Annotated in this window: 19 protein-coding genes and 1 tRNA gene; 11 read left to right on the top strand and 9 right to left on the bottom strand. The window is 38.1% G+C overall.

The features are described from left to right. Positions 1-3: 3 nt before the first annotated feature. The 3 genes from ugpE to ugpB all read right to left on the bottom strand — a co-directional run bounded on the left by ugpE (position 4) and on the right by ugpB (position 3228). A complete protein-coding gene (gene ugpE, locus F9B76_RS02485) occupies positions 4-849 on the bottom strand; it encodes a sn-glycerol-3-phosphate ABC transporter permease UgpE (protein ID WP_159990666.1) in 846 nt (281 codons plus the stop codon). 12 nt (positions 850-861) lie between these two features. Continuing rightward, positions 862-1743 (bottom strand): sn-glycerol-3-phosphate ABC transporter permease UgpA, encoded by an 882-nt coding sequence (gene ugpA / locus F9B76_RS02480; protein ID WP_159990665.1) that lies wholly within the window; start codon positions 1741-1743, stop codon positions 862-864. A gap of 177 nt (positions 1744-1920) precedes the next feature. Then, the gene (gene ugpB / locus F9B76_RS02475; protein WP_159990664.1) at positions 1921-3228 is read right to left on the bottom strand and encodes a sn-glycerol-3-phosphate ABC transporter substrate-binding protein UgpB; all 1308 of its coding nucleotides are present in this window, start codon (positions 3226-3228) and stop codon (positions 1921-1923) included. Between the two features lie 257 nt (positions 3229-3485). On the opposite strand from ugpB, the gene proC reads away from it, so the two are divergent. From proC to F9B76_RS02455, 4 genes are all read left to right on the top strand, one after another. Continuing rightward, entirely contained in the window at positions 3486-4307 is an 822-nt protein-coding gene (proC, locus tag F9B76_RS02470; protein ID WP_159990663.1) for a pyrroline-5-carboxylate reductase, read from the top strand. A 198-nt stretch (positions 4308-4505) separates the two neighbouring features. Then, positions 4506-5291 carry an amino acid ABC transporter substrate-binding protein gene (locus tag F9B76_RS02465; RefSeq protein WP_201289334.1) on the top strand — a complete coding sequence of 262 codons (786 nt, stop codon included), beginning with the start codon at positions 4506-4508 and terminating at the stop codon, positions 5289-5291. Between the two features lie 22 nt (positions 5292-5313). Further along, the gene (locus F9B76_RS02460; protein WP_201289370.1) at positions 5314-5997 is read left to right on the top strand and encodes an amino acid ABC transporter permease; all 684 of its coding nucleotides are present in this window, start codon (positions 5314-5316) and stop codon (positions 5995-5997) included. 33 nt (positions 5998-6030) lie between these two features. Continuing rightward, complete coding sequence (locus F9B76_RS02455; protein WP_159990661.1) at positions 6031-6780, top strand: amino acid ABC transporter ATP-binding protein; 750 nt, start codon at positions 6031-6033, stop codon at positions 6778-6780. 274 nt (positions 6781-7054) lie between these two features. On the opposite strand, the gene dapC is transcribed toward F9B76_RS02455, so the two are convergent. The 4 genes from dapC to F9B76_RS02435 all read right to left on the bottom strand — a co-directional run bounded on the left by dapC (position 7055) and on the right by F9B76_RS02435 (position 11656). Beyond that, positions 7055-8254 carry a succinyldiaminopimelate transaminase gene (gene dapC / locus F9B76_RS02450; RefSeq protein ID WP_159990660.1) on the bottom strand — a complete coding sequence of 400 codons (1200 nt, stop codon included), beginning with the start codon at positions 8252-8254 and terminating at the stop codon, positions 7055-7057. 1 nt (position 8255) lies between these two features. Next, complete coding sequence (locus tag F9B76_RS02445) at positions 8256-10193, bottom strand: LTA synthase family protein (protein ID WP_159990659.1); 1938 nt, start codon at positions 10191-10193, stop codon at positions 8256-8258. Positions 10194-10271: 78 nt separating this feature from the next. Then, positions 10272-10356 (bottom strand) — tRNA-Leu (locus F9B76_RS02440). Between the two features lie 175 nt (positions 10357-10531). Continuing rightward, positions 10532-11656, bottom strand: a complete 1125-nt coding sequence (locus F9B76_RS02435; RefSeq protein WP_159990658.1) for an AI-2E family transporter — start codon at positions 11654-11656, stop codon at positions 10532-10534. A gap of 264 nt (positions 11657-11920) precedes the next feature. On the opposite strand from F9B76_RS02435, the gene F9B76_RS02430 reads away from it, so the two are divergent. Further along, positions 11921-12502 carry a transglycosylase SLT domain-containing protein gene (locus tag F9B76_RS02430; protein WP_159992062.1) on the top strand — a complete coding sequence of 194 codons (582 nt, stop codon included), beginning with the start codon at positions 11921-11923 and terminating at the stop codon, positions 12500-12502. A 16-nt stretch (positions 12503-12518) separates the two neighbouring features. Here the strand turns inward: F9B76_RS02430 and lexA are convergent, their stop codons facing one another. Both lexA and F9B76_RS02420 read right to left on the bottom strand, forming a co-directional pair. Beyond that, the gene (gene lexA, locus F9B76_RS02425; protein ID WP_159990657.1) at positions 12519-13274 is read right to left on the bottom strand and encodes a transcriptional repressor LexA; all 756 of its coding nucleotides are present in this window, start codon (positions 13272-13274) and stop codon (positions 12519-12521) included. 348 nt (positions 13275-13622) lie between these two features. Continuing rightward, on the bottom strand, positions 13623-14819 hold the full coding sequence (locus F9B76_RS02420) for an amino acid aminotransferase (RefSeq protein ID WP_201289333.1): 1197 nt from the start codon (positions 14817-14819) through the stop codon (positions 13623-13625). Positions 14820-14898: 79 nt separating this feature from the next. Here F9B76_RS02420 and uvrB point away from each other — a divergent pair, with 79 nt between their 5' ends. The 6 genes from uvrB to F9B76_RS02390 all read left to right on the top strand — a co-directional run bounded on the left by uvrB (position 14899) and on the right by F9B76_RS02390 (position 25129). Beyond that, positions 14899-16914, top strand: coding sequence for an excinuclease ABC subunit UvrB (uvrB, locus tag F9B76_RS02415; protein ID WP_159990656.1), 2016 nt, complete (start codon positions 14899-14901; stop codon positions 16912-16914). Between the two features lie 185 nt (positions 16915-17099). After that, positions 17100-18716: a BamA/OMP85 family outer membrane protein gene (locus F9B76_RS02410; RefSeq protein ID WP_159990655.1), complete on the top strand. Its 1617-nt coding sequence runs from the start codon at positions 17100-17102 to the stop codon at positions 18714-18716. A 201-nt stretch (positions 18717-18917) separates the two neighbouring features. Then, entirely contained in the window at positions 18918-20144 is a 1227-nt protein-coding gene (locus F9B76_RS02405; protein ID WP_201289332.1) for a TolC family protein, read from the top strand. 15 nt (positions 20145-20159) lie between these two features. Next, positions 20160-22358, top strand: a complete 2199-nt coding sequence (locus F9B76_RS02400) for a type I secretion system permease/ATPase (protein WP_159990654.1) — start codon at positions 20160-20162, stop codon at positions 22356-22358. Then, positions 22351-23631 carry an HlyD family type I secretion periplasmic adaptor subunit gene (locus tag F9B76_RS02395; RefSeq protein WP_159990653.1) on the top strand — a complete coding sequence of 427 codons (1281 nt, stop codon included), beginning with the start codon at positions 22351-22353 and terminating at the stop codon, positions 23629-23631. The genes F9B76_RS02400 and F9B76_RS02395 overlap by 8 nt, the downstream gene beginning before the upstream one ends. Positions 23632-24241: 610 nt before the next feature. Beyond that, complete coding sequence (locus F9B76_RS02390) at positions 24242-25129, top strand: OmpA family protein (RefSeq protein ID WP_159990652.1); 888 nt, start codon at positions 24242-24244, stop codon at positions 25127-25129. Positions 25130-25146 lie beyond the last annotated feature (17 nt).

Genomic DNA, 25146 nt, shown 5'->3' with positions numbered 1-25146 from the left:
TCCTTATTTTTCAGCGTCCACAAGACCTTTTACAAACCATTTTTGCATGAGTAATACAACAAGACCAGGAGGAATCATAGCGAGAATAGCCGTTGCCATGACTAAGTTCCAGCTAGTAACACTATCACCACCGCCAATCATTGTACGGATACCAACAACAATAGGGGTTAAGTCTTCTGTGGTTTTCATGACAAGTGGCCATAGGTACTGATTCCAACCATAGGTAAATTGAATAACAAATAGGGCTGCAATACTGGTACGAGAGAGTGGAAATAAAATATCTTTAAAAAAACGCATAGGACCCGCCCCGTCAATACGAGCAGCCTCAACTAACTCATCAGGAACGGTCATAAAAAATTGTCTAAATAAAAAAGTCGCTGTTGCTGATGCAATTAAGGGTAATGTGAGACCTGCATAGGTATTGACAAGCCCTAGACTGGCGACTACTTCAAAAGTAGGCGAAATGCGTACTTCCACAGGTAGCATCAAGGTGACAAAAATCATCCAGAAAAAAATCATACGAAAGCGAAAACGAAAATAGACAATCGCAAAAGCAGAGAGCATAGAAATGGTGATTTTACCCACGGCAATAATCATGGCGGTGACAAAGCTTACCCATAGCATATGGCTGACAGGGTTTGCATTAGCACGACCTTCTCCTAATAAAGCATCGCGATAATTTTCAATAAGATGAGAGCCCGGGATAAGGGACATGGGTGCATTGGCAACTTCTTGAGCTGTTTGTGTGGAAGCAACAAAAGCAAGATAAAGTGGGAAAGCCACCATGATTAAACCAATAATTAAAGTGGCATGGGCTAATATATCTAACCAAGGACGACGTTCTACCATAATAAATTCCTTTTAGTATTGTACTTTTCGATCAATGTAACGGAATTGAATAACCGTTAAGGCAACTACAATTAGTAGCAGAATAACGGATTGCGCTCCCGAAGAACCGTAGTCAAATGATTTAAAAGCCGTTTTATAAACGTTATAAACCAGTACATTGGTAGAAGAACCGGGGCCACCTTGAGTCGTAATATCAATAATAGCAAAGGTATCAAAGAACGCATAAACCATATTGATAATGAGTAAAAAGAAGGTAGTCGGTGAGAGTAAGGGAAATACAATACTCCAAAAACGGCGGAATGGAGATGCTCCATCAATAGCAGCTGCCTCAATGAGTGAGCGAGGAATAGCCTGTAAGCCAGCTAAGAAAAACAGAAAATTGTAGGAAATTTGTTTCCAAATAGAAGCCATTACAACGAGAATCATGGCGTCATTGGCATCAAGTTGTGGATTCCATCCAATACCCAGTTGAGCAAGATAGACGGCTACTGTACCAATAGCAGGTGAAAACATAAATACCCATAAAACCCCAACCACAGCAGGTGCTACGGCATAAGGCCAGATAATCAGTGTTTTATAGGTGGTTGCAAAGCGTACTACTCTATCCGCCATAACCGCTAAGAGTAGGGCGACAGCTAGACCTATACTTGCTACCAAGAGAGAAAAAACAACGGTTACCCAGAAAGAGTCATAATAACTAGGGTCATTAAAAAGGGCGATATAGTTATCTAAACCTACAAATTCTTTTCCTCCTCCAAAAGCATCTTCAAGAAAAAAAGATTGCCAAATCGCTTGACCTGCAGGCCAAAAAAAGAAAATTAGCGTAATGGCTAATTGGGGAGCTAATAAAAGGTAGGGTAATGTTTTATGTGTAAATACAACTCGTTTTTCCATAAATAAATACCAACAAAAAATGGTAGGGAGAACCCATTCAATCTTTAAAATAGGATGTACATTTAAGTACACAGCAATATACTTAAAAGTAAAGGTAAATACATGATTCACCCTTACTTTATAATTGAATGAATAATCATATCGCTAGGAAAGCGGTATGATGGTAATCTCGAATGATTACTTATTACTATTTTCAAAACGAGTTAATAACTCATTATCTCGTTTGGTCATCTGTGCTAAACCATCTTGTACGGATACTTTTTGAGAGAAGATTTTTTCCATTTCACCTTCTTGAATATCACGGATTTGAGGAAGGAAACCTAAACGAACACCACGAGAGGCATCAGTAGTAGCGACATTAAGTTGTAAGAAAGGAATATCTGTACCCGGGTTTTGTGCATAGAAACCAGAGTCTTTAGTTTGCTCATAAGCAGATTTGACAACAGGGACATAGCCTGTTTTTTGGTGCCATTGAGCAGCGACATCTGTACTTGAGAGATAGTGGAAGAAAGCGGTAATTCCTTTGTAAGTTTCAGGTGATTTTTTACTGAAAACCCATAGAGAAGCACCACCAATCACGCTATTAAGTGGTTTTTCGATAATATCGCTATTGTATGGTAAGCGTGCAATACCAAATTCAAATTTAGCATTTTTAATAAAACCGCCACGAGAACCACTTGAACCAGTAAACATCGCACATTTACCCGAAGAGAATAGGGCGTTACCTGCATCCGCACGTCCTGCATAAGTAAATGTACCCTCTTTTACCATATCATTGAGGAGTTCAAAGTTTTTGACAAAAGCGTCTTGGGTTAAATCAATGCGTGTGTCTAAACCACCGAATCCATTATTTTTGGAAGCATAAGGGATATTATGTAGTGCACCAAAGTTTTCAATCAATACCCATGATGGCCATGAGGTAGTATAACCACACTCTGCACCGGCTGCCTTTAGCTTTTTGGCAGCTTCACGAATTTCTTGGTAGGTTTTTGGGGGATTATTGACATCAAGACCTGCTTTAGCAAAAAGGTCTTTATTATAGTAAAAAACAGGGGTTGAGCTATTAAATGGCATAGAGGCGAGCTTACCATTGGTATCTGAGTAGTAACCTGCAATACCGGGGACAAATTTATTACTATCAATAGGATTACCGATTTCTTCACTCATCTCTTGGATGGGTTTAATAGCCCCTTTTGAGAACATCATGGTGGCTGTTCCAACTTCAAATACCTGTAAAATATCAGGGGCCTGTCCTGCACGATATGCTGCAATCCCTGCATTCATGCCTTCAGTGTAGTTCCCTTTATAAGTAGGTACAACCGTATATTCTGTTTGGCTTTTGTTAAAGTCATCCGTCATTTGATTGACTAACTCACCTAATGTGCCTTCCATTGAGTGCCAAAAAGTAATCGTTGTCGTGGCAAAAGCACTGCTTGTTGCCGCTAGTAATGTAGCGATGGCTAACGATTTAGGTATAAATTTCATGGTATTGTAAACTCCCTAAAAAGGACAATAAAAATATAAATTATCAATATAACTAAAAAGAATAACGTAATATTACTCGTATGTCGTTATGATGTGCAGAAAAAACATTAAAAAATGAAATTAAAAAGTATCATTTTGTTTTTTTTAACCTAACATTCATTACAATGTAGCGTATGAATAGCTATTATATTAACGTTCTTTTTTGACAAAAAAGAGACGGAATAGTACTTATAAATTGAGAAAATAGGAGTAAATGTATGTCTCAAACAACAAAAATTGCGTTTATTGGTGGGGGTAATATGGCACGTGCTTTAGGTGAAGGTATTTTAGCCAGTACATCCCCCCAATCGTTAGTAGTGCTCGAACGTTATGAACAAGCTGCGCAAGTATGGAGAGACTTAGGAGTGGATGTTTTAACAACACCAAATGAGCAACTTTCTGCTTGCCATGTATGGATTTATGCGGTTAAACCGCAAGATATGCAACAGGTAGTTCAAGCAACAAAGCCTTATCTACAATCAGATACTTTGGTGATAAGTATTGCAGCAGGTTTAGAAGTAGCGACATTAGAGAAATGGTTAAATCACTCTTATATCATCCGTACCATGCCAAATACGCCTGCATTTGTTAGAAAAGGATGCACGGGTTTATATGCTACACCAGCCGTCAAGCAAAGTGATGTGATACTCGCAAAATCCTTATTACAATCGGTAGGTATAGTGACACAGGTTGAGCAAGAAGCCTTATTAGATGCGATTACAGGTTTATCTGGTAGTGGGCCTGCTTATGTGTTTTTATTTATTGAAGCATTGATTGAGGGGGGGATTAAACTGGGTTTAGCACCAGAAGAAGCAAAAGCCCTAGCCATTCAAACGGTATTAGGAGCAGCAATATTAGCGGATCAATCAGATGTAGAACCTGCTCAATTACGCCAAAATGTTACCTCTAAAGGAGGGACAACGGCTGCTGCATTGGATTATTTTAAACAACAGGAATTTGAAGAAATAGTTGCTCAAGCCATGCAAGCTGCTACATTGCGAGCAAAAGAGTTATCTACTCAATTATCTAAAGCCTCTTAATAGGGTATTGATGGTAAGGTTGAATAATAAAAATACCTTATTCATTATTTGAATGTTATACTAGCACCCCCATGATATAAGTCGCTTGGAATGGTATATTTTTATAACCAAAAGTTATTTGATTTATGGTTAATTTTTATTAAAATGCTTATTTATTACTAAAAATAGATGATTCCAAACTTTTTGTTATAAGGAAAAATGATGTTAAAAAAATTTGCTCTCTTAGCAGTATCTACTTTTGCTTTTACGGTAAATGCTTATGCTGCAGATAGTCTATTAGATCGTATCAATAATAAAGGTACTATTACCGTAGGTACGGAAGGGACTTATGCTCCCTTTACGTATCATGATGCCAGTGGAAAGCTAACAGGCTATGATGTGGAAGTAACACGAGCAGTTGCGGAGAAACTAGGCGTTAAAGTAGAGTTTAAAGAAACACAATGGGATGCCATGTTGGCAGGTTTAAAAGCAGGTCGCTTTGATTTGGTGGCTAACCAAGTAGCACTTACCACGCCAGAGCGTCAAGCAACATTTGATAAATCAGAACCTTACAACTGGTCTGGGGTGATGATGGTGGTACGCCAAGATAATAATGATATCAAAGATATTACAGATATTAAAGGACGTAAAGCGGCACAAACGCTTAGCAGTAACTATGGTGAGCTAGCGGTTAAGATGCAAGCAGAAATTGTTCCTATTGATGGTATGGCACAAGGGCTTAAACTGATTGAACAAAAACGTGCTGATTTAACCCTTAACGATAATCTTGCTTTATTAGATTATTTGAAGAAAAACCCAAAATCAGGGCTTAAAATTGTTTGGGAAAGCCCTTCAGAAGAGAAAGTTGGTGCTGGTTTTGTCGCTAATAAAGGTAATCAAGAAGCGTTAGCTAAAATTAGTGAAGCGGTGATTGAGTTACGTAATGATGGCACATTGAAAAAAATTGGTGAACAATTCTTTGGTAAAGATATCAGTGTTAAATAGTTTTATTGCTTCCTTACCGTTTATGGACCAAGCACGAGCTGACTTGGTTATTAATGGTTTTTTTCCTATTGTAAAAGCGGCGGTATTGGTATCCATACCGCTTGCTATTGTGTCATTTATTTTAGGTATGATTATTGCAGTGGGTGTTGCTTTATTGAGAGTAACACCCGTTAGTGGTATTTTACATCGTGTGCTATTGGCATTTGTGAATGTCTATATTTCTATTATTCGTGGAACACCGATGTTAGTACAGCTCTGTATTGTGTTCTACGGTTTACCAGCAATAGGTATCTTTATTGATCCTATTCCTGCTGGTATTATCGGTTTCTCCTTAAATGTAGGAGCATATGCCTCAGAAACCGTGCGTGCCTCTATTCTTTCTGTTCCTAAAGGGCAATGGGAAGCAGGCTATACCATTGGTATGACTTATTTGCAAACTTTTCGGCGCATTATTGCACCGCAAGCCTTTCGTGTAGCGGTTCCTCCGTTGAGTAACAGTTTTATTAGCCTTTTTAAAGAAACCTCCCTTGCTTCTGTTGTTACCGTCACAGAGATGTTCCGTGTGGCACAGCAAATTGCTAATGCATCTTATGACTTTTTACCCGTTTATATTGAAGCAGCATTTATTTACTGGTGTTTTTGTTGGGTACTTTTTATGATTCAGGCACGGATTGAGAAGCGAATGGATCGCTATGTGGCGAAATAATAGCCATTTTAATTAAGTTTTTATACTATAGCTATGATAGAAGTTCGTAATATTCATAAAACCTTTGGTGATAATGCCGTGTTACGGGGGATAGACCTTACTATTCAAAAAGGGCAGGTGGTTGTTATTTTAGGGCCTTCTGGTTCGGGAAAAACGACTTTTTTACGTTGTCTTAATGCTTTAGAATTACCCGAACAAGGTACGATCACTTTTACGCACGATCCTATGCTGAAGATTGATTTTACTAGCCCATCAATTCAAAAGGATATTTTGGCATTACGCCGCCGTTCGGGTATGGTTTTCCAGCAATATAACCTATTCCCCCATAAAACTGCCCTTGAAAATATTATCGAAGGGCCTGTATATGTACAAGGTAAAAATATAGCGGTTGCCAAACAAGAAGCCATGGTTTTATTGGAAAAAGTAGGGTTAGTAGATAAAGCCAATCTTTATCCTTTCCAATTATCAGGAGGGCAGCAACAACGGGTAGGGATTGCTCGTGCTTTGGCTATTCAACCTGAGTTGATGCTTTTTGATGAACCTACTTCCGCATTAGATCCTGAACTAGTGCAAGATGTATTAAATACGATGAAAGAATTGGCTCATGAAGGTTGGACAATGGTTGTGGTTACACATGAAATAAAATTTGCCCTTGATGTGGCTGATATTGTTGTAGTGATGGATGGGGGTGTTATTGTAGAGCAAGGCTCACCAGAGGATTTATTTCATCATCCTCAACATGAGAGAACAAAGGCTTTTTTACAGCGGTTAAGAGCAGATTAAATAAACCATTAATAATAAGGGCTGTATTCAAATGGCGTACAGCCCTTTTAAATTGAATTTTATAAAAATTATTATAAGAAAAATAATAGCGTTATTTCTAGTTATATTACCTAGCCATTATCAGATTGGTGTTCAGTGCTGACTGTTTTTTTCACTATGGTGTGATAACTTTTAAAAAGCATCGTATTTAGTCAGTGAGATGATAGCGTAAAAAATGAAAGTATTATTCACGCTATTATCTATGACAAATAATTCATATATAAACTATTTATTTTTAACCAATCTTCATTGTTTTAACAAATTGAGCAATTCTTTTTGCTCCTTCAATACATTCTTCTATAGGGGCAACTAGGGCGATACGAACACGATTTTTACCGGGGTTAATACCTGCGGTATTTTCTCGACTCAAAAAGCTACCAGGTAATAGAGTAACGTTAGCGTGTTCATATAACGCTTTGACAAAATCGGTATCGGCAATGGGTGTACCTGCCCAGAGATAAAAAGAAGCCTCTGGCATTGTTACATCAAGAACGGGTTTAAGAATAGGAAAAACATGTTTAAATTTTTCTTGGTAAAGTATGCGATTTTGCTTAACGTGTTCTTCATCTTGCCATGCGACAATACTTGCTGCAGCAACAACATCACTCATGGCACTACCATGATAGGTACGGTAGAGTAAAAATGGTTTAATGAGCTTTTCATCACCTGCCACAAAGCCTGAACGCATACCAGGAACATTAGAGCGTTTGGATAGGCTTGAGAAACAAATCATACGGTGATAATCACTGCGTCCGCAAAGGGTAGCTGCTTGTAAAATACCCAATGGTTTTTGATCAAAATAAATTTCAGAATAACATTCATCTGATGCAATAATAAAGTTATATTTATCACTGAGTTCAAATAAATATTGCCACTCTGCTAGGGATACCACTCGACCTGTTGGATTATCGGGAGAGCAGACAATTAATAATTGTGTTTTTTGCCAGACTGATTCAGGAATGCTTTCCCACTCGTGGGTAAAGGGGTGATCAAGGCTAGCATTCACAAAATAGGGGGTAGCACCACCTAAATAGCTAGCGCCTTCATAAATTTGATAAAAAGGATTAGGGCAAACAACAATACTATCTTGTTCCCCTGTTAATAGGGTTTGAATAAAAGAAAATAATGCTTCTCTTGAGCCTAAACAGGGTAGCACTTGTGTGTCTGGATTAGGTGTATCAATATCATAACGGCGAGCAATCCATTGAGCAATGGTGGTGCGTAATGCTAAGCTACCTTTTGTAGCGGGATAACTGGCTAATCCGTTTAAATTAGCCATAATCGCCTCTTTGATAATAGGAGGGGTAGCGTGTTTAGGTTCACCAATAGAAAGATTAATAGGCTGTTCATATTGATGGGTAGGCTTAGCATCAGCAAGGAGCTGACGTAAACGCTCAAAAGGATAAGGTTTTAATTGATTAAGTAAAGGATTCATATTAATCTGCCCATTTATTGTGACGAATTAATTCATCAGCATATTGTAATTTTAATTTTAAACGATGAAGATGCTCTAAAGTGTTTTCATCAAGTGCACCACTTTGTGCTTGGATACCCTTTTCATTAAAAAATAACCATTGATTAGCGGTGCTCATCCCTAATAAATCATTTTGAAAGAGATAAACAAAGTCTTTTTGTTGCGTATCAAATAATGAATGCCCAAAAGTATGGATTTTTTCTTTAAAACCAAGTAGATCAACCATTGTTGGTAGTAAATCATACTGAGAAGCAAGCGAAGAATGACGTACAGGCGCTAAAGAACCATCAGGTGTATAAATCAGTAAAGGAATATGAAAGTCCTCATTAGATATTGCCGTAGCGGCTTCACATTGCTTGTCGTTAGAAGCGCAAGAAGGATTATCTTTGAGTAAATTAAGGGTATGATCCGCACTAAAAATAAAAATAGTATCTTTAAACCAAGGTTCATTTTCTATACGGTTAAAGAATTGTTGTAAAGACCAATCACTATACCGTAAGGCATTGAGATAGCCAGATTCCTGACGTTGGTGATGCGGGTAGATTTCAAATTCAGCTGGTAAACGAGGAAAAGGCTCGTGTGTTGTACCAGAAAAGAAAAAAGTAAAAAAGGGCTGTTGTCCTTTCCCATTAATTAATTGGTTCGCTAAGAACTGTAAACTATCGTAGTCCCAACCAAAGTGGGGTGGTTCTTGAGGGTAGTCTCGGATAATAGGTATATCTTCTTTACCGTAATATTCACTAAACCCTTGTGCCTTAGCAATATTTTCCATTTGGAATGAACGGCGGTTAGAGGTTTGCATCATAATAGTACGGTAATTATACTGGTTGGCGATATCGGCGATACGGCTCATTTGCTTTATTTCTAAACCAAAACCAATAGTCGGTTCATTGGGGAGTGCTGGAATAGAAGAGAGAACGGATTGGATACCAATGATGCTACGTTGTCCTGCCGCATAGTAATTGTCCCAAACCTGTGATTGTTTGACCAAACTATCAAAGAAAGGTGTTGCTTGATAGTGAGAACCGCTAAGGCTATCAATATATTTATATGTCCAGCTTTCTAGCAGAATAAAGACAATATTTTTCTTTGATGGAATAGCCTGAGGATTTTGCCATGTAAAAAATTGTGGGTTGTTATGTTTAAAGGTAGAAAGTGTTTCTTTATCTACTAACTTTAAAGGTGTTTGATGAAGACGTTTTTGGCTTTCTCTAAAGGTGAGATAAGTTGGATTTAAAATAAGATTGGCTTGTTGAAGCTTACCATTTTGTGTAAAAGCATCAGCAATATTTAGTGGTCGTCCTTTAGGGATAAAACCTCGAATGGCAAAGACTAAAAAAGCAGCCCCTAGTAAAAAGCAGATAAGACGAATAATAAGGGAAGAGGGTAGATAGGCAGTGGATTGCTTGATAGGCTTTATCACAAAAAATGACCAAATTAGCCAAAGACCTAGGAGAATAAATACCCCCCTTATTGTATCCCCTAATCGAGAGCTAAAAGCAATACCTGAAATAGCCCCAATATCATGGCTAATATTCAGAATTTCAGAGCCAATATGTCGTTTGACTTCGCCAAAGTAACTGGTATCAATTAAGGAATAAGCAAAAAGAATAAAAAGAATGATGCCAATAGCATAACTAGCTAGCAGACGAATACGGTTTTTTTGAATGGCTTTAAAGGGGAGTAGTAAAAGAATAAAGAAAAGCAGACATGTTGTGGCTAGAGTGGCAATATCAAACTGAATCCCCTTGAGAAAAGCAATTGCTACTTCATTTGTATTTAAAACATTAAAATAATCGGGATAACTCAGATACAGATTTAACCGTGTTACGGCAAAACCAAAAAGACCGAATAAAACAATACGAATAAGAGGGGGGAGGATAGCGTGTCGAATCAACATATCAGCCAATATAGGTATGAAACGAAATAAGAAAACCATAGCAAAAAGGTCTTGGTACGTAACCAAGACCCTTAATACTGGTGCGAGCGAAGAGACTCGAACTCTTACACCTCTCGGCGCTGGAACCTAAATCCAGTGCGTCTACCAATTCCGCCACGCTCGCTGAAAGAAATATAATTATGCCGATTTTTTAAGTATTCAGCAAGTGATTTTTTGTGGAACGCTTAATAAATCATATAGAGTGTTGTAGTAAAGCAACTTTTTATAAGATACATTATCCCCCCAAATTACCTTACTATCTATAGCAAGGTAAAACGGAGAGATAAATCATGTAATGCTTATGATTGTTTATCACTAGCTTTAGACAAATCAATCTCTGGTGGTTGTGTGGTCTGTGTCTCTATGTCATTTAATAAAGCCGTAGCATTGGGTAATTCATCCCAAAACGCTAAAAATAATGCGGCTAACAAAGGCCCAATAACAAAACCATTAATCCCGAAGACTGAAATCCCCCCTAGCGTTGAAATAAGAATAAGATAATCAGGCAGTTTAGTGTCTTTCCCTACTAAAATAGGACGAAGTATATTATCGGCAAGACCAATGACGCATACCCCATATGCAATCAGAATACCGCCTTCCCAATAAGCCCCAGTAACAAGGAAATAAACCGCCACGGGAAACCAAATAATAGCAGCACCCACAGCAGGTAATAGGGATAGGAAAGCCATAATAACCCCCCAGAGTAAAGCACCCTTAATCCCTAAAAAGGCAAATATAGCACCACCTAATGCTCCTTGTACAATAGCTACAAGGAAATTGCCTTTTACCGTTGCTCGAATTACCGTGATAAATTTATCAAAGAGATGTAATTTGTGTGCATTACTTAATGGAATAAGGCGATGAACCTGTCGATTAATAAGAGAACCATCTCGAATAAGGAAAAAGAGTAAATAAATCATCACACCCATGGTGATTAAGAATGAGAAGGTATTTTGACTGAGCTGAACAAACTCATTGGCTAAAAGACGGCTAGCATTATTGAAAAACACCATTAATTTTTCACGTAAGCTAAACATATCGTTAATTTGATAACGCTCAAGGATTTCTTTGGCAAAAACAGGTAAGTTGTCAAAAATATGATCCGCATAAACCCCAAGATTAAGCTCACCAGATTGTACTCTGTTATATAAATCAAGCACTTCTTTGGTGAGGGCGGTTGTAATTAAACTGAGCGGTATAATAGCGATAAGAAAGGTTAGTAATAACGTGAGTAATGCGGCGAGATTATGTCGTTTAGGCATTTTTTTTAGTATCTTACGATAAATAGGCTGAAAGAGTATCGCAAAAATAATCCCCCAAAAAATAGCAGAGAAAAAGGGGTAAAGTAGATATAAAAATCCTACACTAATTAAGAGTAAAAAACTAATATAAAAGGCATAGAAAACTCGGTTTGTATTTTGCATAGCGTACTGGTCAAAAAATAAAATGCAAGAAATGGGGGGGAGACTAAAATAGGGTTGATTGTAACCCAGATTATTGGTATGGGATAGTGATAGGGTATTTGTAAAAAAGTGAACAAAAATTACATCTATGTACAAATTATCCTATACCACCTATTTTCAAATGGTTTTATTCAGTTTATTATACAATGCGAGGGTAGAGATATTCCCATCTGTCATTAACCTAAGCAGTTGATACGTCTTACATAGTGTGTTGTTCCAAAAATGATGAATAAGAAATATATCGCTTTACTAAGTGTACTCTTTTTAGTGTCCTGTGCCTCAACGACACCGCCTAGAAGCCCAGAAAATATGTGTGATATTTTGAATGAAAAACCAGATTGGGGTATTGCACTTGAAAAAACAAGGGATAAATGGGGAGCACCGCCACAAATTGTACTGTCTATCCTGTATCAAGAATCTAGTTTTAAGCATGATGCTAAACCGCCTAAAGATTATTTTTTAGGGATTATTCCGATGGGGCGTGTGAGCTCAGCCTATGGTTATCCTCAAGCAAAAGATGAAGTATGGGGAGACTATAAAAAAGAAAATCAACTTTCTTTCGTAAGCCGTGATAATTTTGCGGATGCCGTGGATTTTGTGGGGTGGTATATGCACAAATCACAATCGGTAAATGGTACATCTAAATGGGATGCCTATCATCAATACCTAAACTACCATGAGGGATGGGGTGGGTATTCACGTGGTACTTATCATAGTAAGGGATGGTTGTTAAATGTGGCTAAGAAAGTACAGCAAAGAGCAGAGCAGTATGGGGCTCAATATATGAGTTGCCGGGTGAGTTTATAGCCATGGATACCAATAATTAATGCAAAGCGGTAGAACGAATCAATCCAACGGCAATTCCCTCAATGGCAAAAGATTGAGAGCCATCAACAATAATGGGTTGAAAATCCTCATTTTCAGGGAGTAATTCAATCACCTTACCTGAACGTTGAAAACGTTTTACCGTAACTTCGTCTTCAATGCGAGCAATCACAATCTGTCCATTACGGACATGACTTGTTTTTTTGACGGCGAGTAAATCACCATCTAAGATGCCAATATTTTTCATGCTTTCACCTTTTACCTTGAGCAGATAATCGGGTTGATCGCTAAATAAGGCAGGATCAAGCTGTAAAGCTTGTTCTTGATGTTCAATGGCATCAATAGGATAGCCAGCAGCGACACGTCCAATAACTGGTAATGTTAAGCGAGTATCCTTAATAAAATCGCTGACTTTATTGACAGTTTTGGCTAGTGTATGACGAACAGATGCGTGATGCGTGGTTGATTTTTCGGAAGAAGGGATACTTTTGTCAGTAATAGGTGTCGTTTGATTAAGAACGGTATTATTTTCAAAAAAATCAGGATTAAGCCGAATACCACGAGAAGCCCCCGGACTAAGGAGTAAAGCCCCTTTTTTGTGAAGCGCACGAATATGGTCTTCAGCGGCATTAGGAGACTTAAAACCAAGTGATTGAGCAAGTTCAGCACGTGTAGGCGGAATACCTGTTTTATGAATAATCTCTTGGATAAGGTTAAGGACTTCTTTCTGGCGAGGGGTGAGCTTAATAGACATAATGGCAATAAACTGTACGAATATACAGTTATTTTACTCGTTTTTTCAGAAAAAGCAAGAAAAATAGTAAATAATAAATCTGATTAAGTGATTTAGTTATCAATAGAATAAATATAAAATTTTAGAATTTTCATTAAAAGTGCTAAACATAGCGTAAAACTACTCGGACAACTTACAAAGTATTTTCAGAACTTTTATATGAATACTTTTAAGATATTTTAATAAATTCACTTACAGCCTAACTTCAATAAGTATAAAAAAATCCCTATTAACACAGGCTAATAGGGATATCGTATAAATTTATATAAATTAAATCTATACTATTTTATTTGAAATATAAACTATTTCTTATAATACCGATGCAATGGCTTTAGCAACCGCATCAATATTTTTAGGATTTAAAGCTGCCACACAAATACGACCACTATTAACAGCATAAATACCATGTTCATTACGCAAGCGTTCTACTTGTGCTTGTGTCAAGCCAGAGTAAGAGAACATACCGCGTTGAGCAAGGACAAAATCAAAGTTTTGAGTAACCCCATTTTCTTTGAGTTTTTGCACTAAAGCAGAACGCATAGAACGAATACGATCACGCATTTCGGCTAATTCACTTTCCCATTGTGCAAAAAGTTCTTCATTATTTAAGACCATACTTACCACTGTACCACCATGAGTAGGAGGGTTAGAGTAGTTAGTACGAATAGTACGTTTGACTTGGCTTAATACACGATCAGCCTCTTCTTTAGAAGCACATAAAATCGTTAATGCACCAACACGTTCACCGTAGAGTGAGAATGATTTAGAGAAAGAAGAGCTAACAAAAGTAGGAATATCTAAACGTGCAAAAAGTTTGACGACTTTGGCATCTTCTTCAAGCCCATCGCCAAAACCTTGATAAGCAATGTCAAGGAAAGGAATAAGACCTTTTGCTTTAATTGTATTGGCAATTTGTTCCCATTGTTCAAAGCTAGGATCTACCCCTGTAGGATTATGGCAGCAAGCGTGTAGAATAACAATATCACCAGCAGGTAATGTATCAAGATAGGCAAGCATAGCCGCAAAGTCTAAACCATGTGTGCTGGCATCATAATAAGGATAGTTATTGACAGTGAAACCCGCACGCTCAAATAAAGCACGGTGGTTTTCCCAGCTAGGATTACTAATGTGAACATTGGCATTAGGGTTAATTTGTTTTAAGAAATCAGCCCCAATTTTTAAAGCACCCGTACCACCAAGCGCTTGAAAAGTAAGTGCGCGTCCTGCTTTACTTAACTCGCTATCTTTACCGAGTAAAAGTGCTTGAGCCCCTTTATCATAGGTTGCAATCCCTTCAATAGGAAGATAACCACGAGGACTAACTTTTTTGGCAAGTTCTTGTTCAGCAATTTGGACGGCTTTAAGAACAGGTAAGCGTCCCTCAGCATCATAGTAAACACCGACTCCCAAATTCACTTTTGTAGGACGAGTATCGGCATTATATTGTTCATTAAGACCAAGAATAGGATCGCGAGGAGCGAGTTCAACATTTGAAAAAATAGACATGATATTCCACTATCAAAGTAAATAAAAAGAAAAGATTGTTAAAATAAGCGATTAAATTAACATTCCCATAAATGATAGCATGAGTAAAGCAAGTTTCGTTGCATTTCCTAATAGTCCCTTTCAACTTTATCAACCTTACCCTCCAGCAGGGGATCAACCCAATGCGATAGAAAAACTAGTAGAAGGGGTAGAAGATGGTCTAATGTACCAAACACTATTAGGGGTAACAGGTTCAGGTAAGACCTATACAATGGCCAATACGATTGCTCGATTAGGACGACCTGCCTTGATTCTTGCGCCAAATAAGACACTGGCAGCGCAGTTATATGCTGAAATGCGAGAGTTTTTTCCAAAAAATGCAGTAGAGTATTTTGTCTCTTACTATGATTACTATCAACCAGAGGCATATGTCCCCAGCCGAGATTTGTTTATTGAAAAAGATTCAAATATTAATGAACATATCGAGCAAATGCGTTTATCTGCCACTAAAAGCCTATTAGAACGGCGCGATACTATTATTGTCGGAACAGTATCAACCATTTATGGTATTGGTAATCCATCTGATTATCATGCCATGATATTGATAGTGAGAGAGGGCGATACGATTTCTCGACAAGATATTTTGGCGCGCCTTGTTGCGATGCAATATGAGCGTAATGATGTAGAGTTTACACGAGGACATTTTCGGGTACGCGGTGATACGATTGATATATTCCCTGCTGAAAGCCCTGAATTGGCGGTACGACTTAACCTCTTTGATGATGAGATAGAGCGAATTGAGCTGTTTGATCCCTTAACAGGTAAAGTTCGACAAAATGTGATTCGCTTTACCATTTATCCAAGTTCACATTATGTTACCCCGAGAGAAACCATTCTACGAGCAATAGAAACCATTAAAGAAGAGCTGCGCGATAGAGTGAAGTTTTTTTTAGATAATCAGCAATTAGTAGAAGCGCAACGCATTGAACAACGGACACGATTTGATTTAGAAATGCTGCAAGAATTAGGGTTTTGCAAAGGTATTGAGAACTACTCACGTCACTTGTCAGGAGCCGCACCCGGTGAAGCGCCACCGACGTTAATTGATTATTTACCCAAAGATGCCATTATGTTTTTTGATGAAAGCCATGTCATGATGGGACAATTAAGAGCAATGTATCGTGGTGACCGCTCTCGTAAAGAAACCTTGGTGCAATTTGGTTTTCGTCTGCCCAGTGCATTAGATAACCGTCCACTTAAAATGGAAGAGTTTGAGCAACGGATGCGGCAGTCTATTTTTGTATCGGCAACCCCTGCGGAATATGAAAATGAACACGCGGATAATATTGTTGAACAAGTGGTTCGTCCAACAGGTTTAGTCGATCCAGTGGTAGAAGTAAGACCTGCTTTAACACAAGTGGATGATTTACTAGGTGAGGCAAAATTGCGTATTGCCAATGGAGAGCGTGTATTAGTCACCACGTTAACAAAACGTATGGCAGAAGATTTGACGGATTATCTTACCGAAAATCAGCTTCGAGTGCGGTATTTACATTCTGATATTGATACCGTAGAAAGGGTTGAAATTATCCGCGATTTACGTTTAGGGCATTTTGATGTGCTGGTAGGGATTAACTTGTTGCGAGAAGGCTTGGATATTCCAGAAGTTTCTCTTGTTGCGATTTTGGATGCCGATAAAGAGGGTTTTTTACGGTCAGAACGTAGCTTAATTCAAACAATTGGTCGTGCTGCGCGTAATTTACATGGCAAAGCTATCTTATATGCTGATAAAATAACGGACTCCATGCAAAAAGCGATGGATGAAACAGAAAGACGACGACAAAAGCAGATACAGTTCAATCAAGAACATGGTATTACACCTAAAGGGGTTGTAAAAGCAGTGAAAGAATTGATTGATGGTGTGCTAATGCCGGCGACAGAAACCGCTCAAGATATAGCAACTGATATTTCATTCTCTGATGAAAAAGCGGTTGCTAAAGAGCTAAAACGTTTAGAAAAACAAATGATGGATTTTGCGAAAAACTTAGAATTTGAACAAGCTGCTGCTACACGCGATAAGCTAAATGCGCTAAAAGAGAAGTGGTTATTACAGTAAACAAGATGAGGGTAAAACGTTTTTGTCTTCAATAAGATTTTTATTTTATTGAAAAAATGTAACGTAATAAAGAGAAAGATTAAAAGAATTAATTCATAGAAAATTATTAAAAATGGATAAAATTTTTAATAATTTTTTACTTATGGAATAAAATAGTAAGTAGATAAACGTAATAAATGAATAAAATGACTTTTTGTACTTTGAAACATTATCTTAACCGCTTAGTCATCGCAGGGGGATTAGTTGTAGCTACTTCTCCCATGGCATTCGCCTTTGAGCCTTTTATTGTCAAAGATGTTCAATTGGTAGGAATTTACAATAGCAATGCCGCCGATATTTTTGCGGCTATTCCTGCAAAAGTAGGTGCTACCTTTACCGTAGAAGACGAGACGGAAACTTTACAAAATTTATATGCAACAGGCTTATTTGATAAAGTCAGAATGCACTATGAAAAGGGTGTGATTGTTATCAAAGTTGATGAACGCCCTAAGATTGCCTCTATTAGCCTTGATGGTATGACTGCTTTTAGCCGAGCTGAAATTATTCAATCCGTTAAAGAGCAAGGTTTTGGTGAGGGTGAATTCTATCATCCTGTTCTTCTGCGAGGGGTGATTGAAGCCATTCGTAAAGCATATTCTGATAAAGGGGATTACGGGGTAGATATTCATTATATTCTTACGCCTAAACCTGATAATTATGTGGATGTGAAGATTTATATCAAAGAGAGTGAACGCACAAAAGTCTCCTTTGGTATTGGGTATAGTTCTACCGATAAAGTATCGGGTTTTGTGAGAATGAGCCGTGAAAATATCTTTGGTACAGGCACAAACCTTTCTTTATCTGCCAAAGCCTCTCGTTATAATCGCTATGCAACACTTGTTTATACAGACCCCTATTGGACAGCATCGGGGATTAGCCGTTCTATCTATGCCTATTACAATTTAGATAGACCCTATAATGAAAAAGACTATCATCGCCATTATTCATATGAAGTGCGTAATCTGGGAATAGGGGTTGATTTTACATTGCCATTATCGAGCACCGATAACATTATATTGGGGGCAACTTTTGAGCATAGTCGTGTGAAGTTACCCAAAGCAGGGCATCCTTTCTCATTAACCCATCGGCAATTTATCCAAGCATATGGTAGCAATACGCGATCAGTAATACTAGATGCTACATGGACATCGGATTCTAGGGATAGTATAGTAGCCCCCCGAAAAGGATCGCTAAGTACCGTTTCAGCTAAAGTTAGCATGGGTGATTTACGCTACTACCTACTTAGTGCAGAGCAACAGTCTTTTTGGAGCTTTGGTAATGGCTACACATTTGCCATTAAAGGTCAAGCCGACTGGGGACGTGCCTATAATCAGAAGAGAACATTTCCTGTGATTAAAAATCTTCATGCGGGTGGTATTGGTTCAGTACGTGGTTATGATGGTTTTTCATTAGGCCCTAGAGATCCTGTTTCAGGTGATTATTTAGGGGGAAGCTATCGAGTCGTAGCGAATATGCAACTCTTTTTGCCCTTCCCGATAGTTAAGGTTGATCCTTCATGGCGATGGTTTATTTTTGCCGATGCAGGTAAGGTTGGCACAAATAAAAGCCATCTTTGTACCAATGGTAATGCTTCACGAGGTGGTATTGTTAAAGACCCTTGTGGTTGGCGCTATTCCGCAGGGGTAGGTATTTCATGGGAGTCGCCTATTGGGCCATTACAGCTTTCCTATGGTGCACCTATTCATGCAAAGCCTGGGGATCAGAAACAACAGTTCCAATTCCAATTAGGAACAACCTTTTAGGTATCAATGGTTAATAATTTTATGAGGATGAAATAAAGGCTATTTTATGTAACTTTATGCAAATTCATGTAAATTGTTTTGTTATGAAAAACATAAGATAATATAAATAGCGCCATCATAAAAAGATATGTTCAGAAAAGGAAAAAGATGAAACGTATGATGTATAAAAAATGCTACCTACTATTAGCAGGATGTTTGTTTATGCAGATGCCCTCAGCAGTTGCAATGCCATTAAAGGAAGTGTTAAAACAAGCATTTACTTTAGATCCTACTTTAGATGAAGCAAAAGCAAATATTCAAGTAGCACAAAGTCAAACGAAAATCTCTGAAGCAGGGCATTATCCTATTATTTCACTTGCTGGTACATCTGTTATCAATCAAAAACATGTCTATACCAGTGAAAGACGCTCTGGTCCAAGTGTGGTAGGACGATTGAATCTATATGCATGGGGAGCGATTGAAGCTGAGGTTGAACGTGATCGCTTTAGAGAAGGTTATTATGAGCATCGATATGACGAAACACGCGAACTATTAGGGCAACAAATTGCACAATTATATTTAACTGCCCTTAGAGCCAAAGAAAATATTGCCATTTACGAAGAGAGTTTAGTTCGTCATGAAAAAATCTTGGGTGATTTAGAGGTGATTGCTCGCCATGATGAAGGTCGTTATTCAGATGTAAACGAAGCCTTATCTCGCCGTAATCAAGTAGAATCGACTATCTTGTCTCAAAAGCGGATTATGCATACTGCACTAAATCGTTTAAGCCGTTATACACCACGCGTCTTAGAACCAGAAGACCTAATCGATCCTTTTGTTAAGGTAACAGCAGCTTCTTTTACTAAGCAGTACAAAAACCCTGATATTAAAACAACCCCTTCTTATTTAGCACAACAGCAAGAGTCAGAAAGTGCGCGTGCAGCGGTAAAAGCGGCGGCAGCAAGACGAATGCCAGCGATTAATTTAGAGGGGAATGTCTCTCGCCGAGAGCATGAGTTGTATCTAAGTGCTTCTTGGGATATTTTTAATCCAGCGGCTAAATATACCGAACAACAAAGTTTTTATTCTCAACGGGTAGCAGAAGCGAGGTTACAAGAAATTGAACTAACGGCTAAAGAGCAAGCCTTGACCTCAGAAGCGGATATGCACCGAAATGAACAATTAATGGCGGTGACTAAAAAACAAATTAAACTGCAAGAAAATGTGGTGAATGATAACGAATTAAAGTTTAGCATTGCCAGTCGAACACTCATTGATTTATTGGACTCTTACCAAGAATTAACCAATGTTCAAGCGGCAAGAGTGGCTGCACATAATGATTTTCGTGATGCAGCTTTGCTCTATTTGGTTTCTCAAGCCCGTGTCACCGAATGGGTAGGATTTACCGATAAATCCTCTTCATCCAATCAATCTTCGACTAAAAAGTAACGAAAAAAGAATCGTATGAAATCTATTATTGAACACCTATCGTTGATGACACAAATATATGGTAATCCTGTGTCTCAAGAAACATTAACCGCTCAAGTGGTTAGAAATACCAATAATTCCATTAATTATCAATCCTTGATTGAAGTATTAAGAACCTATGGTTTTGAAAACTCTATTTCAAAACGTGCTTTAACAGATATTCCCAGCCTAGCAACACCTGTGATTGCGATTTTGCATAATGAAGAAGCACTGATTATTACCAAGATAGAAGGCTCAGGTACCAATAGAGTTTTTCATGTACAGCAAACCGAAGATGTCAAAAAAGTATTGACGTATCAAGAATTAAGTCAGCTGTACTTGGGATATTGCTGGTTTATCAAACAAAAAATGGCATCTGATATTCGTTCAGAATTACCAGAATATCATTTGCCTAAATCATGGTTCTGGAAAGTGATTTGGCGATTTAAAGCCTATTATGGACAAGTAATTTTAGCTACCTTTATTATTAACTTTCTGGCATTGGTCAGCTCACTCTATGTGATGAATGTTTATGACAGGGTGATACCTAACAAAACCTATGAAACACTTTGGGCATTGAGTATTGGGGTTGTACTGGCGATTAGCTTTGAGTTTATGGCAAAAATGATCCGTGGACATCTTACGGATATCGCAGGGAAGAAGGCTGATTTGATTATTAGTGCTGCCTTATTTAGACGAGTAATGGCATTGCGCTTAATTGATAAACCTGTTTCATCAGGTTCTTATGCGAATAACTTACGCGATTTTGAGTCAGTGCGTGAGTTTATGACCAGTGCAAGTTTATTAGTGCTTGTGGATTTACCCTTCTTGCTCTTATTTGTTTTTGTGATTTATTTAATCGGTGGTGCATTAGCAATTGTGCCTGCCTTGATTATTCCAACAGTGATTATTGCAGGTATTCTTATTCAACCCAAATTAGCTGCAAAAATCAATGAATCTATGCGTGAAAGTTCACAACGTCAAGGCTTGATTGTGGAAGCGTTAGATGGTATTGAAACCCTAAAAGCGAATAATGCAACAAACTGGGCGCAACAACGTTGGGATATGTACACCGCTAAGACAGCTGTTTCTCAAATTAAGGTAAAAGATTTGAGTAGTCTTGTTGTAAATTTCTCGGTTGCTATGCAACAATTAAATACGGTGTTTTTAGTGATTTTAGGGACTTACCTTATTCACAGCACCGATGAAACAAGCCGTATCTCAATGGGGGCATTAATCGCATCCGTTATTCTATCAGGAAGAGCCTTAGCGCCATTAGCACAAATTGCGGGTTTAGCGACACGTTTCCAACAAGCACGTCTTGCCCTAAAAGGGGTAGATGAGATTGTCTCTCGACCGATTGATCGTGATACGGAACGCAAATATATTACATTAAAACAAGCACAAGGGAAAATTAGCTTTAATAAAGTGAATTTCCAATACAATAAAGAAGCACCTAAAGCGGTTTCTGGTGTTACCATTAATATTAACCCAGGTGAGAAAGTGGCTATCTTAGGTCGTATTGGTAGCGGTAAAAGTACCATGCTCAAGCTAGCTTCTGGCTTATATGAACCACAAAGTGGGGGAGTTGCTTTAGATAATATTGATCTACGGCAAATTGAGCCTAATTATGTGCGTAACCAAATTGCCTTATTAGGACAAAGCCCCCGTTTATTCTTGGGAACATTGCGTGAAAACTTGGATATTGCCCGTACAGACAACTTTTCTAGTGATCAAGAGTTGATTGTTGCCTTACACCGTTTTGGTTTAGATGGTTTAGTGAGAGCCCATCCACGTGGTTTAGATATGCCTTTAGGTGAAAATGGCATGGGTTTATCGGGTGGTCAAAAACAATTAGTTGCCTTAGCACGTCTAACCATTCGTGATCCTAGGGTTGTGTTATTAGATGAACCAACGAGTGATTTAGACCAAGGTTCAGAAGAAATGGTACTACAAGCCCTAGCACGTTGGATAGGTAATCGTACGTTAATCGTTGTGACACATCGCCCACAGGTACTCAAAATTGTGAATCGCATTATTGTGATGGATAATGGTAAAGTGGTGATTGATGGGCCAAGAGATGCTGTTTTAGAGCATTTAAGAAAAAATGAGCAGGAAGCAAAAGCCGCTGACAATAAAGCACAGGTTGCCACCACTGCCAAACAACTAGAAGAAAAAGGAAATAATCATGAGTGATCAGAAAATTAGCCAACATAAGGCAGAAACACAAGCAGTTGTTGTGAGTCAGCCTAATGAAGAAAAAATTAAAAAAGCAGATTTAGTCCTTATTAATGATTTAAATGCGGCGATGCAAGTCGAAAATCATAAGTGTATTTTTTCGGTCATTATACTGTTTGCCGCGTTTCTGGTCGTGTTTGTCATTTGGGCATATTTTAGTCCCTTAGAAGAAGTGACACGAGGACAGGGAAGTGTGATTCCTAAAAGCCGAGAGCAAATTGTTCAGAGCTTAGACCCCGGTATTATCCAAGAGATGAAAGTACGAGAAGGGGATATTGTCGAAAAAGGACAAATCTTACTTGTACTGGATGATACACGTAGCTCTGCTATTTTGCGTGAAAGTGAAGCAAAAGTACAAAACTTGCGAGGTGTTGTTGCTCGATTACAAGCCGAATCCAGTGGTACAGCCTTAGTTTTTCCTGGGGATATTCCTCAAGAAGTAAAAGAGCGTGAAGAGGCCGCCTATAATGCGCGCTATAAAGCAATGATAGATGCGGTAGAAGGGTTTACACGCAGTAAATCCTTATTGGATAATGAAATTGCCATTACCACACCGATGGTTAAAAGAGGGGTGGTGGCACAAGTAGAACTCCTTAGAATGCAACGTCAATCATCTGAGTTAGCGCAACAGATTGCAGAACGCCGTAACCGTTATATAGCAGATGCTAACAATGAGCTAGTTCAAGCCGAATCTGAACTTGCTCAAGCACGTGAAAATATGGCTATGCGTGCTGACCCAGTAGAACGATCACAAATTCGTGCGCCATTGCGTGGTATTGTTAAAAATATTCGTATTAATACGGTTGGTGGGGTTGTACAGGCAGGGCAAGATATTTTAGAAATTGTTCCATTAGATGATACGCTATTAGTACAAGCCTATATTAGTCCAAAAGATGTAGCGTTTATTCGTCCAGGACAACCTGCATTGGTGAAAATCAGTGCATATGATTATTCACTCTATGGGGGACTAGATGGAAAAGTCATCCTAATCAGTCCAGACACTTTACAAGATGAACGCCGCCGCAGTGAGCTAAATCTGAATGCCGATCAGGCATACTATCGAATTTTAGTCGAAACAGATGGTAATAATATTACTGATAAATTGGGGAATAAACTGGATATTACGCCGGGGATGACGGCAACAGTCGATATTAAAACGGGTGAAAAAACAGTATTTCAATACTTAATAAAACCGATCACTCGGATGAAACAAGCTTTACAAGAGCGTTAAAACGACATCCTTTCCATACAGACCTAGATTGATATCTAGGTCTTTTTTTATACTTTTAAAGAAACAAAAAGAAAATATTTGAAAAAATTATAAATCTTTACACTAAAATTATTACAATTTCATTAAATTTTAAGTGTTTTGTTGATTTTTGTCAAAAATATAAAAATTAATTACATTTTTTAACGTAATTAGGGGATAAAATGTTGCTGAATAGCCGCGTTTTGAAATTATTTGAATTAAGCGTTGTGATAGAATACCGTCCGCAAAATAAGGATGTCATATTTTTAGGGAGTTTATGAATAATGCAAACAGCAAAGTTTCTTATTCGACAAAATTAGAAGGACAAGGTAAGGCGATTAGATAACCGCCTTACCTTGTCCTTTTTGTTTTTAATTATTTAGTTCTAAGCTATAAAAAGGCATCAATACTTTAGATGAAGAGTATCTTAATTAATTGATTAGGATATTTTTTGAGTAAGGTTATTGATGTTTTTACTAAGAATAAAGTAGTAGTCAATATTCTAGTAAAGTTTTTTTCTTTATAACTTATAGATTAAGAATTAAAAGATCTTTTTACCCCGTAAATAAGTTTATCTATGGAGAACTTTAATATGAAAAAAAGCCTACTTAGCGTGGCATTATTAGCAGCATTAAGTGCTTGCACAACGTCAAAAGAGTTAGGGCAACCACTTGAAAAATGGCATAACTTTGCTTCATCATCAGTAAGTACACCTCAGCTTGGAGAAAACCAATCCCAAATCGTGTTCTTCCGTCAAGATGATATTCAAGGTCCAGCGGTGAATGTTTACATTAATGGTAATTACCAAGCCTCTTTATTACCGAATGCTTTTACACCTGTAACGGTTTGCGCTGCTAAAACATTGATAAGCTCATCTTTTAGTACAAATGCAGCGTTTGGTAATCGCACACATGGGGTGAACTACACCCTACCAGTAGGACAAACGACTTTTGTTAAAGTCATTCAAGATCAACGCGGTCAATTGACATTTGTACGTGTTAATGAGCAAGAAGCACAAATGGTGATTAGCCAATTACCCAAAGAAAATCAAACCCTATCACGTGTACCAGCCCCTGAGCAGTGTGGTGAGCCTGTGTTAGCCAATGCCGAATTAGATGCCAGTGCCTTATTTGCCTTTAATAAAGCAGGCTATAACGACATTCTTCCTAACGGAAAACAAGAAATTATTAGCTTTGCACGAGGGATTGCCTCATTAAGTGGGGTGAGTAAATTAGTTGTTAGTGGTCACACCGATCCAGTAGGTTCAACACAATACAATCAACGCTTATCACAACAACGTGCAGAGACAGTGAAAAAAGCATTACAAAATGCGGGTGTTACCTTACCGATTGAAGCGGTAGGCTATGGCAAAAGCCAACCAGTGGTAACACATTGTGCCAGTTTACATGGTGTGGCTAAACAAGAGTGCAATCAACCGAATCGTCGTGTTGAAATCACTGTTTACGGTCAACAACAATAATCATATCGATTAAGGAA

The organism is Pelistega ratti (assembly GCF_009833965.1).
Lineage (GTDB): Bacteria > Pseudomonadota > Gammaproteobacteria > Burkholderiales > Burkholderiaceae_B > Taylorella > Taylorella ratti.
This window is presented reverse-complemented; position numbering and strand designations above follow the sequence as displayed.